Below are 17,409 nucleotides of genomic sequence, written 5' to 3' on the forward strand. Positions count from 1 at the left end.
CATCTTCAGCCGCCGGCCGAGGCAGCTAGAAAGCGGCAACTTCGCGTGTCCACCGCTGGGGTTCCGCACCCGACTCCGCCCGCACGATAATGAATCGCTCCAACGCATCCACCAGCGGCGTGACCACCGGGCTCAGATTGTCGAGCACCAGAACCGCCTTTCCCTCGCGCACGAGCAGCACGAGGTGATGCTCTCCGGTCACCTGGATCACGACCTCTGCGAGGAGGAGTGCGGAGCTGGGCCAGCCGGATCGCAGCAGGAGGTGGCGCTTGGTGACGGCGTAGTCGCCGCAATTGCCTTCATAAGGAAATATCTGCCACTCGGTGTCTCGCCGACTCGCAGGCGGATCCTTCGGCGTTATGCCGAAATTCACCGTTGCATTGATCTGGGCGAGTTCTCGCCAACGCTGAACTGAGGAACGATAATCCCGGATCCTGCGATCGTCGTGGCGCTGGCAGTCCTCGGGATACTGAATGCAGAATTGCGAGAATGACAGCGGTGGCGTGACCGCTTGAAATTCATACTTTGAATAGGCGGGCTGGCCGCAAACGCAATACATGATAGCCAGCATGCGGACCGCATGTCTGATCATCGAAAGTTCGCCTGACATTTCTGATTGCTAGGCGAAGTATATTGCGGTGCAATGGAATTGCTATGACAATTGTAGGGCAATCTATGCTCAATTGTGGAGCAGAGCGCGCCCAAGTCGTCAGTGAGAGTGACGACCATGCCGACGTCGAGTATCACCCGGCATGGGTGCAGTAAGTCTCAGCATGCTCTCAGACGACCAAAGACCACGTGGCGGCAAGTTCAGGCGTTTCACCTTATATCCGTCGATCACGATAGACTCCCTTGGACTCAACGTGTGTGCGTGCCCCGGCTCGCCGAACAGCACGCTGTAGGCTCGCTGCTTGACCGCTGCTCGCGAGAAGCAGCGCAACGAGCGGAGGCGAGGGCACCGACGGAGGCGATCAGCTCGGCGAGAAATCGTCCTGCGCCTGGACCGAAGAATGGCTCACGTGCGCCGGGCTTGACGCCCAAAGTTCGCCCGCGACAGACAGCGGCGACATCTGAACACCCGCCCACCACGTGCGTTCGTCGCCATACCTGTGCAAGGCCTGGTGATGCTTTCGGCATAGAGGCACGGTGAATTCGTCGCTGACCTTGCGGCTCAGCGTTCTCGGCTGAGCGAATTTGAGATGACAGGGATCTGATGGCGTTTGCTTGCAGACGAGACACGGCTCGACCCGGTGCGGCCTTAACTTCCCTGCAAGCTCTGACCGGCGAGTTTGAGGAAGTCCAAATCTCGGAGGCATGGGCAAACAAAGGAATCGAGATAGATTCGACGTGATCCGGATGGACTGGATTACGGCAATCTCCAGTTGGCCGCGGCATTTGAGGGAGGCGAAGACAAAGAGCGTTTGGCAAAAGCTCTAGGAGACTCCAACGTTACGACTGCGTTCCTACACCGGCTCAAGATCTGGTCGCCAGCACGACACTCGCGAGCGTGAACAGCAGGGCCGCGATCTTGCCCGCGCCGAGCGGTTCGTGCAGGGTCGCCGCGGATGCCAAGACGCCGACGATAGGGACGCCGATCGTGCCGATCGAGGCGATCGAGGCAGGAAGCCGGGCCAGCGCCGCGAACCAGCTCACATAGGCAACGCAATATTGCATGATCGTCACATAGACGATCAGGATCCAGCCGAGCTGCGTGATGGCGAAAACGTCAGTGGTCTCGATCGCAAGTCCGATCAAAGTGATCGGAAGGCAGCCGATCAGGATCTGCCAGGCAGCCGACGATAGCGGCGGCATCTGGATCGGCAGTTTCTTCGCAAAGACGGTGCCGAATGCGAAGCCGATCGCACCGCCCAAGGCCAGCACGATTCCCGGAAGCTTTTCCCAACTCGCGGAGATGCCGTTGCCGCCCATGATGGTCGCGAGCCCGGCGAGCGCCATGAACAGCGCCGTCGTGCGCAATACGGTCGGCTTTTCGCCGAGCACCGGCCAGGCAATGATCGCGGCCCACACTGGCATTGTATAGCCAATCAGCGCGACTTCGCTGGCGGGCAACCAGAGCAGAGCAAACCCGATCAGGATCATCCAGCAGGTGACGTTGAAGGTTGCTGACAGGACGATGCGGCCCCACATGCCCTCGGGCACGCGCAGGCTTTGGCCTCGAAGCCCGGCCAGGCTAGCGAGCAGCGCCGCACCGACGAGGCCCATGACACCGCGATATGTCAGCGGTGGAAGCTGGCCCAGCAGATACTTGGTCGCGGGCCAGTTGCTGCCCCAGCCGATCGACGTAATCACAAGGAATGCGAGGCCCGCTGGCGCAATGTGCGCTGTCTGCTTCGATTTGGGCTCGTGCATGGGATCACCGGGAGAGCGAGTTGCGCAAGTCCGATCCGACTTTCGTCTCTCGTCTCAGTACTTGAGCGGAAGGCGAGCCGTCTCCGGTGCCGCAAGCACGGACACCAGCGTGAGCACGGAAAGCGCAATGATAAACACGGAGATTGCCCAGGCCCCGCCCGTCCAGACCAGCAGCGCTGTTGCGATCAGTGGTGACAGACCGCCGCTGAGCGCGGCTGCGATATTGGCGCCGAGCGAGGCGCCGCTGTAGCGCATTCTCGTGCCGAACAATTCCGGCATGTACGCGGCCTTCGGTCCGAACAGCAGGGCATGCGTCAGCGTCATGGTGACAATCAGCGCGAGCGTCACGATGGTCGCATCCTTGGTGTCGAGCAGCCAGAACAGGGGAAAAGCCATGACGATGGAGGCGACGGCGCCGGCGAGGTAGAGCGCCTTCCGGCCATAGACGTCTGACAGCCACCCCGCCAGCGGCAGCGTCACGAATTCGACCAGGGCCGCATAGACAACCGCATTGAGGACGGTCTGCCGCGGCATTCCGAGCTTCGTCGTCGAATAGGTGATCACGAACACGGTCAGGAGATAAGCCAAACCGACCTCGGATACCGTGATGCCGATGGCCAGCAAAAGGTTGCGCCAGTCGCGCCGGAAGATCTCGAAGATCGGTTGGCTTACGACGTCCTTTCGCTCGAGAACCTGTCTGAACTCCGGCGTTTCGGTCAGGCTATATCTGGCGAACAGCCCCACCAAGACCAGAACGATACTGAGAAGGAAGGGCACGCGCCAACCCCAGCTCAGAAAGCTCGTTTCGGGCAGCTGCGTAACGAGCGCAAAGATCCCCGTCGATGCGGCCACGCCCATGGGAAAGCCGACCTGCACCAGGCTGCCCCAGAATCCACGTCGATTGCCAGCGTGCTCAATCATCATCGTCACCGCGCCGCTCCATTCGCCGCCGATGCCGATACCCTGAATAAAGCGAAGCGCCACCAGCATGATAGGCGCCCAGATGCCCACCTGATCATAGGTGGGCAGGCAGCCGATCAGGAAAGTGCCGATGCCCATCATCAGCAGAGTCGCGACCAGCATCGACTTGCGGCCGACGCGGTCGCCAAAGTGACCGATGATCGCGCCGCCGATCGGGCGGGCGACGAAACCAACGGCATATGTACCAAAGGCGGCAACGGTGCCGATCAGAGGATCGAATGACGGGAAGAACAGCTTGTTGAATACAAGCGCCGCGGCCGTTCCATAAATAAGGAAGTCGTACCACTCGATCGCGGTACCCAGCACGCTCGCCCACGCAACCTTTGCGATCGAAGGAGTTCGCGCGGACCATTGGTCCGCGACGTTGTCGGTGATGATCGTCAAGGTTGATCCCCTGCTCAGACCGCGCCACAATCCCTGGGCGAATTGAAATCCAAGCCGAGCGCGCAGGCAAGCGAAATCTCAATCTGATCGGCAAATCGGTGGAGTGAGCTTTCAACCGTCCGAAGGAAGGCCATGTTCAATTGCCTGAAAGCGCACCGGCGCGAGAACGGAGGCCTGCTCCCACCAATCGGCGACCTGCTCGTCCAGCTCGGTCTCGCCGCGCCCCTTGCAGGGGAATATCTCGACGCGCCTGACCGCTTCCGCGTGAAAGCCATCAACTTTTCGCGTGACCTTCACTATTGTTCCTTCGCGGTTGTGCTTGGTCAGTGGCACCAGGAGCCGTCCGTCAAGGCGAAGCGACTGCAGCCAGAGCGGGTGGGGGTGCGTGAAGCCGGCGTGAACCACGATGACGTCCGCCGGCTCCCCGATATTGCGGCACGCATCGGCGCATAGGGCGCGGACATTCCTGTAGCCGCGCAGGTTCGCTTTTGCTTGGGCGACAAACTCCTTTTCGCAGTCGATCGCGAGGACCTTGCCATGTGGGCCGACAAGTTCGGACAGGATCGCCGAGAAATAACCGAGACCGCACCCGATCTGGACAACCCGCTCGCCGGCTTTGATATCGAGAATTTCGAACAGATTGGCCCAGAGGCTGGGAAGGCCGGTGTGCAGCCTTCGACTTTCGTCGATCGCAACCAGCACGTCATCGTAGAGATGGATGGGATCGGCGTCTGGCGTCGTCTGATATTCGCGACCTTCCGAGGCTCGCACCCGCCAAGGCCCCGGGCCAGCAAAGTGTTCGCGCGAAACAGATGCGAACGCATCGAGCAATCGCGACGAGGAAATTCGTCCACGCTTCTTGATCTGCTCGACGTAACGTTTTCGCGCAGCGGCGATGTCGCTCATCTTGCTTCTTCCAATCACTGACGATATCGTCGTGCACGATAGCTCAGGCCCAGAAAAAAGGCATCACCTTGGCCGCTCGAGTCTCATCGTCGCAGCGATCCCCGGCGGATCGAGAAGCTTTCTCCAGCATTGCTGGTCTGCTCGCGTTCTATGCACGGACGACTCCCGCGCAAAACGCAATCATGGATTCGTCTGGAAATTCTGTCAGTTACGCCGAGCTCTGGGTTTGTGCGGAGCGTGTCCGGCGACAGTTGCGGCAGTTTGGCGTTGCTAGTCATCATCGCGTTGCGGTTGTGCTTCCGCGTGGCGCTGATAACGCTCTTGCATTGGTTGTGATAGCCGCTGCGGCGGTTTGTGTTCCGATCAATCCGGATTTTACGCCTGACGAACTGCAACGCTACTTTGCCGATTTGAGGCTGGCAGCGCTCGTCACCAGCGGCGACGCGAAGCCCGCGAGCCGGAATGTTGCGCAGTCGTTGGGAATTCCGGTTCTCGACGTTGGTTCGCAAAAGGCGGCCGATTTTGAGCTCACGAGCAGCACTCGCACTCCAGGAGTAGCAACTGGAGAAACCGGCCCTGACGACGATGCGTTCGTTCTTCTCACCTCTGGCACTGCCGCGCGTCCCAAGATGGTGCCGCTCACCCACGCAAGCGTCTGTCTTTCAGCCGTCAATGCGGGGGCGGTTTTGTCTCTCACGGCGGCCGACCGCCTCTTGAACGTCCTTCCGCTCTTTCATGCGCACGGCTTGATCTCGGGACTTTTGACTGCACTTGCCGCCGGGTCGAGCGTCATATGCACGAAAAGCTTCGACGGAGCCTCCTTCTTCGGTTGGTTGAGGGAATTGCAGCCGACCTGGTATACGGCCGTGCCGACGATCCATCGCGCGGTCCTGGCGGCTGCGCCTGCGGGTGATCGCGCCGCAGAGCCGAGTTCCCTGCGCATCATCCGCTCGGCGTCGGCCTCGCTCGCGCCCGCAACGCTGGAGCGGCTTGAAGCGCTGTTTGCAGTGCCCGTCGTCGAGACCTACGGCATGACGGAAGCCGCATCCCAGATCGCCGCCAATCCGCGTCATCGGCGCAAGTCCGGTTCGGTCGGCGTGGCTGCCGGTCCTGATATCGCGATCATGGATGGCAACGGCCGCGAGCAGCCGAGCGGCCAGCATGGCGAGATCGTGCTGCGAGGTCCGACGATCACGCGCGGTTACGACAATGATCAGCAGGCGACGGATGCCGCATTCCGGGACGGCTGGTTGCGGACCGGCGATCTCGGTTTTCTCGACGAAGACGGCTACCTCTTCATCGTCGGCCGCATCAAGGACGTCATCAATCGGGGCGGGCAGAAGGTCTCGCCGCTCGAGGTCGAGGAAGCCCTGCTGACCCATCCCGACGTGCTGGAGGCCGGAGCGTTCGGTATTCCGCACGAGAAGCTCGGCGAGAACGTTGCAGCAGTCGTGGTGCTGAGGCCAGGCGCCAGCGTCACGCCGCAACAGGTGCGGCAACTGGCGGCAAGCCGGCTTGCCGCCTACAAGGTGCCGAGCTTGATCCACATCGCCGATGAAATTCCCAAGGGCGCGAGCGGGAAGATCACGCGAAGCGCGCTCCCCGCCTTGATTGCGTTGGAAGCCGCGGTACCGGCCGTCGCGCCTCGCTCGAAGCTGGAAGCCCAGCTCGCTGCGATCTGGTCGAAGGTCCTGGAAGTGGAGGGGATCGGCGTCGATCAGGATTTCTTTGCGCTCGGCGCCGATTCCCTTGCGGTCACGCAGGTGCTGTCGCGCCTGCGCGAACAGTTCGGAGTCGATCTTACGTTCGGCGATGTGTTTGACGCCGGAACGGTCGCAGCGTTGGCGGTCCGGCTGCAGGCCTCGTCAGCGCGCCACGGTGACGCGGCGCCCAAATGGCATCGTGCCGCAAGCGGTGGCGGTGCCGTAGCGCTCTCGTTCCAGCAGCAGAGGATGTACATCCTCACCAAGCTCGATTCGACCAAATACAATTACAATGTCGTCGAAGTGGCGAGGTTGTCGGGCCGGCTCGACGTGGAGGCACTCGAGGCGGCCATTGCGGCCGTCGCGCGGCGTCATCAGATCCTGAGATCCACCTTTACGGAGGCCGATGGGGAGCCGGTGCAGAAGGTCGGCCACCTTTCTCCGCGGCTCGAACAGATCAGGCTGGCCGGCTATGTCGCCGGGAAGCGGTCAGGCGCAATCCGGCGCGAGGCCATGAAGGTTGCTCATTATTGTTTCGATCTCGAACGAGAGCCGCCGTTCAAGGCAACGCTGTTGCGGTTTGATTCAAGCGATCACGCTCTGATCGTCGCGCTGCATCACATCGCGACCGATGGCTGGTCGCAACGGCTATTGTGGCAGGAGCTTGCGGAACAATATTCGGCCGCTCGACGCAGCAAGCGGCCGTCGGTCCGCGGCCCGGCGTATCAGTATCATGACTATGTCGGCTGGCAGCAGGCATGGGCGCAAACGCAGGCCGCGAGCAACCAGCTCGACTTTTGGCGCAAGCAGCTTGACGGTGTGACGACGCTGCCGCTTCGCACGGACCGCCCGCGTGGCGAGAGCTGGACGGGTCGCGGTGCCAGGCACTACATCAAAATTCCGCGTGTACTGTCGGCAGCGGTCAAGGCGCTTGGCCAGCAGCACAGCGTTACGCCGTTCATGATGCTGCTGGCCGCGTTCCAGACGCTGCTCTGTCGATACACGGGCCATGAGGACGTGGCGACGGGCTCGCTGATTGCCAATCGCAACCAGATAGAGGCCGAGCCGCTGATCGGCATATTCGCCAACAGCGTGATCATGCGGACGGATCTCTCAGGCGATCCGCGTTTCAGCGAACTGCTGCAACGCGTGCGCCGAGTCACGCTCGATGCCTATCGCAACCAGGATATTCCCATCGAAACGGTTTTGCGCGCGCTCCAGGCGTCGCGCCGGGACGGCAGTCCACCGTTTCAGATCATGTTCATCCTGCAAAACCCCGCCGTCGAGGCCGGCCATTTCCCCGGCTTGTCGACGCAACGGATCGAGATCGACCCGGCGGTCGCGCGGTTCGATATCACCCTCGAACTCCTTGAGACCAACGGACAGTTCTCGGGATTCTTCGAATACGCCACCGATCTGTTCGACGCGGACACGATTGCCCGGATGGCGGGACACTTCCAATCGCTGCTCCAGGGCATCGTGACCGATCCCGACATGAAAATATCCCGCCTGCCTTTGATCGAGTCGGTGGAACGCCATCGCTTGCTCGAAGAATGGAAGGGAGCAAGTCTTCCCCGGCGCGGCAATTTCATTGAGCGCTTTGATCGTCGGGCGGCGCGTGATCCCGGGACGACGGCTGCTAGCGACAGCAACGGCAAATCGAGCTACCGCGAACTCGCCAGCCGAAGTCTTGCCATCGCGCAGCGGCTGGCCCGGGAGGGCGTCGGAGAGGACATGATCGTCGCGCTCCTCGCCGAGCGGAGCGTCGACCTGCTTGCGGCAATGATCGCGGTCCAGCGTGCGGGCGCGGCGTTTCTCTGTCTGGACCCGACGCAGCCTGCGGTGCGGCTTGCCGCAATCCTCAAGTCGGCGCAACCCCGACTGCTCTTGAGTTCGCGCGGCTGCGCCGCCCAGCTCGATGAGATATTTTCGGCCTCTTCGGCTGCTCGTCTGCCCTTCGCGATGCTAGACGACATCAAGGGGCGCAGCCAAGGCAAGCCGATGAAAGCAAGAGCGCCATCGGGCCTCGCCTACCTCATCTACACGTCCGGCTCGACGGGCGCGCCGAAGGGCGTGATGATCGAGCAGCGCGGTCTGTCAAATCACCTGGCTTCGCTGGTGTCCGAGCTCGCCCTCTCAAATAGGGACGTGATCGCTCAGACGGCGCCACAAAGCTTCGTCATCTCGGTCTGGCAGTTCCTCGCCGGGTTGACCGCTGGCGCCCGTGTCCACATCTGCGCAGACGCGGTGGTTCGGGATCCCCTGTCGCTTGCGCAGGAAATGCACCGTGAAAGCGTCACGGTGTTGCAGATTGTTCCGTCGCTCCTCAGGTTGATCCTCGAGCGGGTGAATGAGACAGCAATTTATCGTGCCTTTGCGGGTCTTCGGTTGCTAATTTCGACGGGCGAGCCGCTCCCGGCCGATGTCTGCCGGAGCTGGTTCCAACATTTTCCAGGCGTGCCGGTGATCAATGCCTACGGCGCATCGGAATGTTCCGACGATGTTTCGCTGCATCGTCTGGATGCGGCGCCAACAGGGTCAGTTGTGTCCATCGGTCGCCCGCTGCCGAATGTCCAACTCTATGTTCTTGACGGCGGGTTGCAACCATTGCCGATCGGTGTGACCGGCGAGCTGTATGTCGGCGGCGACGGCGTGGGCCGCGGCTACATTGGAGATAACGAGCAGACCAGCGCACGTTTTCAGCGCGATCCTTTCAGTGATCGTGCACATGCGCGGCTCTATCGTACGGGTGACCTCGCGCGCTGGCGCGTGGATGGAACCCTAGAGTGTCTCGGTCGGGCTGATCACCAGGTCAAGGTCCGCGGCTATCGCGTCGAGCTCAAGGAGATCGAGCATGTCCTCCTGGATCATCCACGGATCGGCGCCGCGGTGATAGAGCCGCGCCGTGAGGCAAGCGGCGACATCAAGCTGTTTGCCCACCTCGTTGCCACGGGCACCCATCAACCGAGCGCGGCCGAACTGCGCGAATTTCTCAAAGCCAGGCTGCCAAGCCAAGCGGTGCCGTCCGTCTTCCTGTTTTTGGAGCGCATGCCGCTCAATGGGCACGGCAAGGTCGATCGCGCAGCCATCGCAGCGTCCCCTCGATCGGAACCGATTATCGTGCCTCCTGCGGTCGAGCCGTCCCGTTCTACCGAGAAGGCCATCCGCGAGATCTGGGCTGACCTGCTGAATGTGAGCGATATCAAGGTCTCCGACGATTTCTTCGATCTCGGCGGTCATTCCTTGCTGGCGGGCCGTGCGATGGCTCGCATCAAGCAGGCATTCGGAGTGACGCTGCCGATCCGGACGATCTTCGATCTGCCAACGATCGAAGCGCTCGCCAAACGCGTCGACGAGGCCCGCGGTATAGAGGTGTTCACTGAAGCTGCGTTGTTTCCGAAAGACGAGCAAAGTAGTCCGGCCGCACTTTCGTTTGCGCGGGACGAAATGACGGCTGAGCAGGAAGACGATGTGAGGAACCTGCTCGCACGCCGTAAGCGCGAGCTTCAGGAAGCTATTCGCAATGCGGGAACAGGCATCGGCGCGCCAGTCGCGCAGTCCGGCAAGTTAAAGGCGAAAGCCAGCAGGAAGAAAGCGATCCAGCAGATGCCGGATGCTTAGGATGAGGCGCTTGGGGCAGAGGAATGGCGTACGAACGGATCGGCCTCGTTAGCGGAGTGCTGATGTCCTCCACTCCCGACGAGTTCGCAGCGTATGCGCGATCCTGCCGCCGGCGGAGCCGGATCGTGCGGTGCGGTTCGCGTTCGACGCTCATCGCCGCGCGGTCCAGGAGCGCCTAGATGAACAATGCAAGGCTTCGCGTGTTTCCCGCCATTTCGCGCAATCGGGATCCCGGCAAATATGTCGACGAATTGATGCACGTCGCGCATTTTGCGGATCTCAATGGTCTCGCGGGACTTCTGCTGTTCGAAGGCAATGACGTGTTCGTCCAGCCTTGGGCGATGGCGCAGCACATCGTGGCCCAAACAAAGCGCAGCTCGCCGTTGATCGCAGTCAACCCCGTCTACATGCATCCTTTCACCGCGGCCAAGTTGGTGTCGTCCTTTGTCCAGCTTTACGGGCGCAAGCTGTATCTGAATATGATCACCGGCACCGCCGTGAGCGACTTGCAGGCGCTGGGCGACCAATGTGCGCACGCTGACCGGTATGTCAGGCTGGGCGAGTTTATCAAACTGGTCCGCCTGCTGCTTGAGAGCTCCCGCCCGATCGATTTTCGCGGAACCTTCTACACGGCGTCCGGCCTGCATCTTCACTACCGGCCTCCGGCCGACCTGCTGCCTGAATTCCTGATCGCCGGCCAATCCGACGCTGCCCAGCGCATTGCCTCTGAAGCCGGCTGTATCAAGATGCAGATGCTGCCGCCGGATCATGACCGCGGCATCAACGCGCCCGGCTTGAACTTCGGGATCTTTGCACGGCAGGGCCGTGACGCCGCGCGTCGGGCCGCGCGTGAGCGTTTCAGCGACAGTGCAGAAGGTCGCGAACTGCTCACGCTTACGATGGAGAATACAGATTCGGTGTGGAAGCGGCGGCTCTTTGAGGGACAGACGGCCGAGATGCAACACAACGGGTATTGGCTACTGCCGTTTCTCACGTTCCAGGCGGATTGTCCTTATCTGGTCGGCAGCTATGCGGAGATCGGTGAAAAGCTCAGAACTTTCGCGGCCCAAGGCCTGACGACGATCATGCTCGACATGATCGCTGACGAAGCCGAGATGCGGCATGTGGGCAAGGCGCTGCAAGCAAGCGGCTTGTTCTGAGCCGAAAAGCATGCCTTCGTTCGGACAATCAGCGTGAACTGCGAGTGATGTCGGATATTCGTTCTCCACCCCTCGAACTTTCGGATCCTCCGCCACTGACAGTGCGCTCGCCGGGCAGTCGAGTGCCGCTGTCCCACGCGCAGGAGGGGCTATGGTTCCTCGAGCAGCTTGGGCTCGTGGGCGCGGCTTACAACATGCCCTGGATGCTGCAACTCGAAGGGGCGTTGGATGCCGTTGCTCTGGAGCTGAGTTTCGGAGACGTCGTGCGACGTCACGAAAGCCTCCGGACCAGGTTCGAGACAGTGGACGGCCGCGGCTTTCAGGTGGTCGACGAGGCCGGAGCCTTCCGCCTCGACACGGTCGATCTCTCCACGCTTGGGGACGATGAGCAGCGGGCGGCGACCGGGCGTTTGATGTCGGAGGATGGACGGCGCTTGTTTGACCTGTCGGCCGGGCCGCTATTCCGCGTCACGCTGCTTCGATTGACCCAGAACCAGCATATCGTGCTCGTCAACATGCATCACATCATATCGGATGCTTGGTCGATCGGCGTGATGTTTGCTGAGGTGACGGCGCTCTACGCAGCCCGAGTGGCAGGACGGGTGTCACCTCTGGAGAGCTTGCCGGTTCAATACGCGGATTACGCGCTTTGGCAACGCGAATGGCTTCGGGGCGAAGTGCAGACGCGGCAGCTGGAGTACTGGAAGCGGCAACTGGCAGGCGCGCCGCAGGTATTGGCGCTGCCGACAGATCGCACCCGGCCCCAGATGCAGAGTTTTCGAGGAGCAAGCCGCGGCTTCAGCCTGACGCCACAGCTTTCATCCGACCTGCGCGTCCTCGCGCGTCGAGAGAAGGCGACACCGTATATGGTGCTCTTGGCGGCATTTTCGGTGCTGCTGGCGCGCTATAGCGGGCAACGGGACATTCTTGTTGGCTCTCCCTTCGCTGGTCGCGGGCTGCCGGAGCTGGAAGCCATGGTCGGTTGCTTCGTGAACATGCTCGTCATGCGTACGGATGTGTCGGACGATCCCAGCTTTCGCGATTTGCTGCAGCGCGTAAAGGAAACGACACTTTCCGCTTATGAAAACCAGGATGTGCCGCTTGAGAGGGTGGTGGAGGCGCTGCAGCCTCACCGCGATCTGTCTCGCCAGCCGCTGTTCCAAGTCGCCTTGATCCTGCTGAACGTCCCCCCGGCGCAGCTCGATCTTCCAGGACTGCGAGTAAGCCAGGTCGCCACCGAGCACATCACGACAAGGTTCGACCTGTCATTGACCTTGTACGAAGCCCCCTCCGGAGTCCGCGGATGGTTGGAGTATGCGTCGGATTTGTTCGACGACGATACGATCGCACGTCTCGTGGGCCACTTCGAGAATTTGTTGGGCGCAATCGTTGCCGATCCGGACAAGCGCGTCTCGGAGCTCAAGCTTCTGAATGCGCTCGAGCACAGTCACCTGATCACGGAATGGAACGCAACGACGGTCGACTATCCTGCTGGGAAGTGTGTTGGCGAGTTGTTCGTGGAGCAGGTGGGGCGTACGCCGCATGCGATAGCTGTCGCTAGCGGAGCTCACGAGCTGACGTATCGTGAGCTGAATGAGCGATCGAACCGCCTTGCTCATCACCTGCGCGGACTTGGCGTCAAGCCGGATGATCGCGTTGCGATTTGCGCCCGGCGCGGTGTCGAGATGCTCGTGGCTCTGCTCGCAGTCCTCAAGGCGGGTGGGGCTTACGTCCCAATGGACCCCGCCTTTCCGATCAAGCGGCTGGCGGACATGCTGGCGGACTGCGCACCTCGCGCAATACTGTCGGATGCGGAGACGATGGGAATCCTGGAGGGCCACACGGGGGACCTCCCGGTGATAGATCTCGCCGACGAGACGCTTTGGACGAATGGTCACCGCAGCAATATTCGGCCCGATGGGGGCGGATTGCGACCCGAAAGTCTCGCCTACGTCATCTACACGTCGGGCTCGACCGGACGGCCCAAAGGCGTCATGGTCGAGCATCGGTCGCTGGTGAATCTCCTGACATCTATGAGTGAGCTCGTCGGTATGAAGCCGGCTGATCGCTTGCTGTCTGTGACCACTGTAGCGTTCGATATCGCGGGCCTCGAGCTGCTAATGCCTTTGCTTGTCGGCGCCAGAGTTGTCATTGCCGACCGTAAGACGAGCAGCGATCCACGACGAATGATGGATTTGCTGCTGCGGGAGCAGATCACGGTCTTGCAGGCAACCCCCGCGAGCTGGCGGGCTCTGATCGAGAGCGGTTGGGTGGGAGAGCCACGTCTCCGCGCCCTGTGCGGCGGCGAGGCCATGACGGCCGATCTTGCCGACCAGTTGCTCCGGCGAACCTCGGCATGCTGGAACGTTTATGGGCCCACCGAGACAACAATTTGGTCGTCGGCTCACGCGATCGAGGAAACGGCGCATCCGTCAACCGTCGTCCCGATCGGCCGACCCATCTCGAACACGAGAATCTATGTCCTCGACGAGCACCGGGCTCCCGTCCCCATCGGAGTCGTCGGCGAAATCTATATCGCCGGCACGGGGGTGGCGCGCGGCTATCTCAATCGACCCGAGCTGACCGGGGAACGGTTTGTCACCGAGCCGTTCGCTACCGACCCGGACGCGCGGATGTATCGGACCGGCGATCTGGGACGTTTACTGCCAGAGGGAAGTATCGAATATCTCGGGCGAAACGATTTTCAGGTGAAGCTGCGCGGCTATCGCATTGAGCTCGGTGAAATCGAGGCGGCATTGATGGGCCATGCGTCGGTGCGGCAGGCAGTGGTCGTCGCGCGCCGGGATCGTGCCGATGATCCTCGCTTGGTTGCCTATGTTGTGGAAAACGGCGGGACATCTGGAGGGCGGCAGGGAGGGCGCGACAGGCGTTCGACAGCGTTGAGCACGTTGTCGGACGACTTGCGAACTCATCTCCTCAAGCATCTGCCGGACTACATGGTGCCGTCGGCCTTTGTTTTGCTCGACGCGCTGCCGCTGACTCTCAACGGGAAACTGGACCGGGGCAGCTTGCCCGCGCCTTTAGGCGATTCGGGTACATCCCGCGCCTACGAGCCCCCGCGTGGCAGGCTGGAGAAGATGTTGGCGCAGACTTGGAGTGAGTTTCTGGAGATCGATCGCGTCGGACGTGACGACAATTTTTTCGAGCTTGGTGGTCACTCGCTGTTGGCCGTGCGTTTGGTCAACGAATTGAGTCGTCGCGGCACCGACATCTCGCTGGCCAAGCTGTTTGCAAGCCCGACAATAGCGCTGCTCGCACGCGAACAGGCGGGCATTGATGACCGCTCGAGAGACGGCGCTGCAATTACTCTTCGTGCAGAGGGGAGTGGTGCTCCGCTATTTCTCGCGCCGGATCTCTTTAATCAGATGATCTATGGTCCGATTCTTACGCGACACCTTCGCGGCGGCTTCCCTGTGTATGGTTTGACGATGAGCCAAGTTGGGACGGCATCGGCACGCACGATCGAGGCGATCGCTGGGAGCTTGGTCCGGACAATACGGTCCATTCACCCCTGCGGGCCGTACCGCCTGGCAGGCTGGTCGTTCGGCGGAATACTGGCCTACGAGATTACAAGGCAGCTCGTCGATGAAAAGGAGACCGTACAGTTCTTGGGATTGATCGACGCGCTGTATGGGCGGCCGAGCTCTCCGTCGAAGACGTCAGACGTCGTATTCCTGCGGAACTATATTGGCAGCCGGACGGGTGGCCGAATGCATCAGTCAGACTTTCGCTCGATGGTTCTGGAATGTCGTGAGAAGGCTTTGTTGCCCTGGTCGTCTACGGAAGAAGACGTTCGCCAGATGATTGCGCAGTCGCGGACGCGCGAGCGCGCGGGCAGCAAATATGTTGGGGCGGCTATTCCGATCGCTCTCCAGCTTTTCACGGCGGCGGAAAATCCCCTGGATGACCGGCTCTATGGTTGGGATCGAATTGTTCAGGCGCCCCGGATCCACAAGACCGTTGTTCAGGGGACGCATCATTCGATGCTGCAGAGCCCTTACGTCGCGTCGCTGGGTAAGGTGTTTTCGGACGCTATCTTGCTGCCGGCGGGATAGAGCGTCAGCTTTGGCTGCCTGCTCGCTTGGCTGCTGGCTGCCTTGGCAAGCCCGCCACCGTCCAGTGGCAGGAGCGGCGGTGCACGTTAATAAAGATCGATGAAGCCGGATCGCGCTCAGCCGGTCGATCAGGCCGCTCACCGATCGCAGCAACATCCGACCAATATCAGGAAAAAGGCGCCGCCTAGCCCATTTGGGGGAGGCGCACCCCCAGGGAAGCTGGCTTATCGCCTAGATGGCTCTTCGTTCAGAAGCCGCTTCTTGGGCGCGGATGGGACAAAAGTCGGTGGATCTCTCAACAGGCACATGACGTCAAACCGGTTGGACGCCAAATTGGTGGGTTTGGACGGCTTCTCGTTCTACGAGTTCGAGATGCGCAAGCGCGCGCGGAGCTGGGAGTGGAGCATTGGCTCTCGTGACGGAAAGGCCATCATGCGAGGGAGAGCCAGAAAACGCGTGGTGGCGAGATATCAGGCGACGAGCGCGCTGTTTCTCTTGCTGATGAACGTATCCGCGGCGGCTCGGGGCCGAAATTGAAGAAGCGCCGGGGAGGCGTGGTCTTTGGTTTGCGCTCAGGCGGAACTCGCGTCCGCTGATCGAGACAAGCCCAATGTCACCCCAGCTGCGAGACCAGCGTCACCAGCTCCGATTGCCGGTGAACGCCCGTCTTCGAGAAGATCGACTTAAGGTGGTTGCGCGCCGTTTCGCGCGAGATGCGCAAATGTTCGGCGGCTTCGGCGATCGATGTGCCGGTTGCGAGCAGGGCGGCCAGTCGGGATTCCGCCGGCGTGAGATCGAAGGCCTGGGCGATCAGCACCGGGTCCGGGGCCGGGCGCGGGATGAGGTTGGACAGGATCAGCATGGCGCGCGCGCCGAGGAAGACGGAACGCGCCGCGCCGTCCACCGGCAGGAGCCGCAATACGACCGGCGGCTTGGCCGTCCGGCGAATGAGAATCGGAGAGGCGGGGATGGCGATGGCGTCCGGCGTCGACCGGACCATGCTGATCAGCTGATCGAACCGCGTCATCGCCTGCTTGTCACGGAGAACGAGACGCCGCTCCCTGATGCGGATCTCATCGTCGAAGCCGCGATCTGCCGCCTGGTTGGTACGCAGCACCATCCCTTCCCGATTGATGACGAGGGCGGGTTGGCGAACCCGGTCGAGGACATCGGTCATCGAGGTCAGCGTGGCCCGTCCAATCGCTGTCGCAAGCGTGGCGGTCTCGGTCAGGCGCGGCGCCAATTGGGCAAGCAGCTCCTTGTCGCGCGTCTCGAATGCGCCTTCGCGGCCGGTTCGCTGGAGCGTCAAGGCCCACGCCGCGCTTTCGGCCCAGAAGCCGATGCCCGCAAACCACCGGTATCCGTATGGAAACAGCACCTCGTTGTACATGGGATCGGCACGAATCTGCTCAGCGCTCATGACATCGAGATCGGTCACGACCTCGCCCGCCATCATGCGCGGAAAAGCCTTGGCGCGCGGGTCCCTCAAATGCCAGTTGTTCCTGAAGTAGAGATCGGTGGCTTCCGCGATCGACGCCGTGCGGGGAACGTCCGGAGTCCTGATGTCGCTCTGAAGCAGGATGGCCGCCGACGCCCCGGCCGCCTTGCAGATGTCATCCATGATGCCGTGCCAGGCTTCCGGATTCACGGCCGCCTCGCCGAGCCGATTGAGAACCTTCGACAGTTCCTGATGGTCGATTCGATTGGCTTTCACGCGCGGTCCCCCTCCGCCGAGCCCTTGATCACGCGCTGCAAGCCGGCGTGCATCTCCCGCTGCATGCCATGCGGACACTCCCTCATGTCGGGCCTTCTGGTGCGTTTCCCTGACTGCTCATGCTTGGCGAGGAGGCAGTCCGACGCAAGCCCTTTGCCGGTTTTTCCTGAGAGTCGGCGCTAAACCAAAGTCTAACCGGATAATGTCCCACGGATGGCGCTACCAGGGGCCGGATGACCCATTCGGGTCATGCGTCAGGACGTACCGGCGCTATTCCATCAACGAGGAATAGTCTTCATTTCGGGAATCGAGATGACGTTGCCCTGTGCGAGCCAAATGGTCTTCGGTGTTGCTGCTCCGCTCACGGCGCCGATCCGCGGTGAGATTGGGGTGCGGCAGAGTGTCGCATGGAGGCCGGCGCGGCGAGGCGCGACCGGCGTGCGGGCGCCATCAGGGGTGGTGGCTGGCTGGATTGGCAGCCTGGGCGATCTCGT

At 61.6% G+C, this 17,409-nt stretch carries 9 protein-coding genes; 3 read left to right on the forward strand and 6 right to left on the reverse strand.

Features of this window, described 5'->3' with window-relative positions:
• Positions 1–25: 25 nt before the first annotated feature.
• The 5 genes from CO669_RS26045 to CO669_RS26065 form a co-directional block, all read right to left on the reverse strand.
• Entirely contained in the window at positions 26–592 is a 567-nt protein-coding gene (locus tag CO669_RS26045) for a transglutaminase-like cysteine peptidase (protein ID WP_097662864.1), read from the reverse strand.
• Between the two features lie 379 nt (positions 593–971).
• Positions 972–1,316 carry a DUF968 domain-containing protein gene (locus CO669_RS26050; RefSeq protein ID WP_097662798.1) on the reverse strand — a complete coding sequence of 115 codons (345 nt, stop codon included), beginning with the start codon at positions 1,314–1,316 and terminating at the stop codon, positions 972–974.
• A 157-nt stretch (positions 1,317–1,473) separates the two neighbouring features.
• Positions 1,474–2,370 carry a DMT family transporter gene (locus CO669_RS26055; protein ID WP_097662799.1) on the reverse strand — a complete coding sequence of 299 codons (897 nt, stop codon included), beginning with the start codon at positions 2,368–2,370 and terminating at the stop codon, positions 1,474–1,476.
• A gap of 54 nt (positions 2,371–2,424) precedes the next feature.
• On the reverse strand, positions 2,425–3,726 hold the full coding sequence (locus CO669_RS26060; RefSeq protein ID WP_245444525.1) for an MFS transporter: 1,302 nt from the start codon (positions 3,724–3,726) through the stop codon (positions 2,425–2,427).
• A gap of 120 nt (positions 3,727–3,846) precedes the next feature.
• Positions 3,847–4,641 carry a protein-L-isoaspartate O-methyltransferase family protein gene (locus CO669_RS26065; protein ID WP_097662801.1) on the reverse strand — a complete coding sequence of 265 codons (795 nt, stop codon included), beginning with the start codon at positions 4,639–4,641 and terminating at the stop codon, positions 3,847–3,849.
• Between the two features lie 68 nt (positions 4,642–4,709).
• On the opposite strand from CO669_RS26065, the gene CO669_RS26070 reads away from it, so the two are divergent.
• The 3 genes from CO669_RS26070 (at position 4,710) to CO669_RS26080 (ending at position 15,201) form a co-directional block, all read left to right on the forward strand.
• On the forward strand, positions 4,710–9,965 hold the full coding sequence (locus CO669_RS26070) for a non-ribosomal peptide synthetase (RefSeq protein WP_349627022.1): 5,256 nt from the start codon (positions 4,710–4,712) through the stop codon (positions 9,963–9,965).
• A gap of 179 nt (positions 9,966–10,144) precedes the next feature.
• Entirely contained in the window at positions 10,145–11,125 is a 981-nt protein-coding gene (locus CO669_RS26075; protein WP_097662803.1) for an LLM class flavin-dependent oxidoreductase, read from the forward strand.
• Between the two features lie 47 nt (positions 11,126–11,172).
• On the forward strand, positions 11,173–15,201 hold the full coding sequence (locus CO669_RS26080) for a non-ribosomal peptide synthetase (RefSeq protein ID WP_097662804.1): 4,029 nt from the start codon (positions 11,173–11,175) through the stop codon (positions 15,199–15,201).
• Positions 15,202–15,814: 613 nt separating this feature from the next.
• Here the strand turns inward: CO669_RS26080 and CO669_RS26090 are convergent.
• Positions 15,815–16,849 carry a helix-turn-helix transcriptional regulator gene (locus tag CO669_RS26090; RefSeq protein ID WP_143278739.1) on the reverse strand — a complete coding sequence of 345 codons (1,035 nt, stop codon included), beginning with the start codon at positions 16,847–16,849 and terminating at the stop codon, positions 15,815–15,817.
• Between the last annotated feature and the right edge of the window lie 560 nt (positions 16,850–17,409).

Origin of the sequence: Bradyrhizobium sp. Y36, from assembly GCF_002531575.1 — a bacterium.
GTDB lineage: Bacteria > Pseudomonadota > Alphaproteobacteria > Rhizobiales > Xanthobacteraceae > Bradyrhizobium.

Excerpts from the sequence above, each read along its gene's own strand:
- CO669_RS26045 (WP_097662864.1), bottom strand. The coding sequence starts at position 592 with ATGATCAGACATGCGGTCCGCATGCTGGCTATCATGTATTGCGTTTGC.
- CO669_RS26050 (WP_097662798.1), bottom strand. The coding sequence starts at position 1,316 with ATGCCTCCGAGATTTGGACTTCCTCAAACTCGCCGGTCAGAGCTTGCA.
- CO669_RS26055 (WP_097662799.1), bottom strand. The coding sequence starts at position 2,370 with ATGCACGAGCCCAAATCGAAGCAGACAGCGCACATTGCGCCAGCGGGC.
- CO669_RS26065 (WP_097662801.1), bottom strand. The coding sequence starts at position 4,641 with ATGAGCGACATCGCCGCTGCGCGAAAACGTTACGTCGAGCAGATCAAG.
- CO669_RS26075 (WP_097662803.1), top strand. The coding sequence starts at position 10,145 with ATGAACAATGCAAGGCTTCGCGTGTTTCCCGCCATTTCGCGCAATCGG.
- CO669_RS26080 (WP_097662804.1), top strand. The coding sequence starts at position 11,173 with ATGTCGGATATTCGTTCTCCACCCCTCGAACTTTCGGATCCTCCGCCA.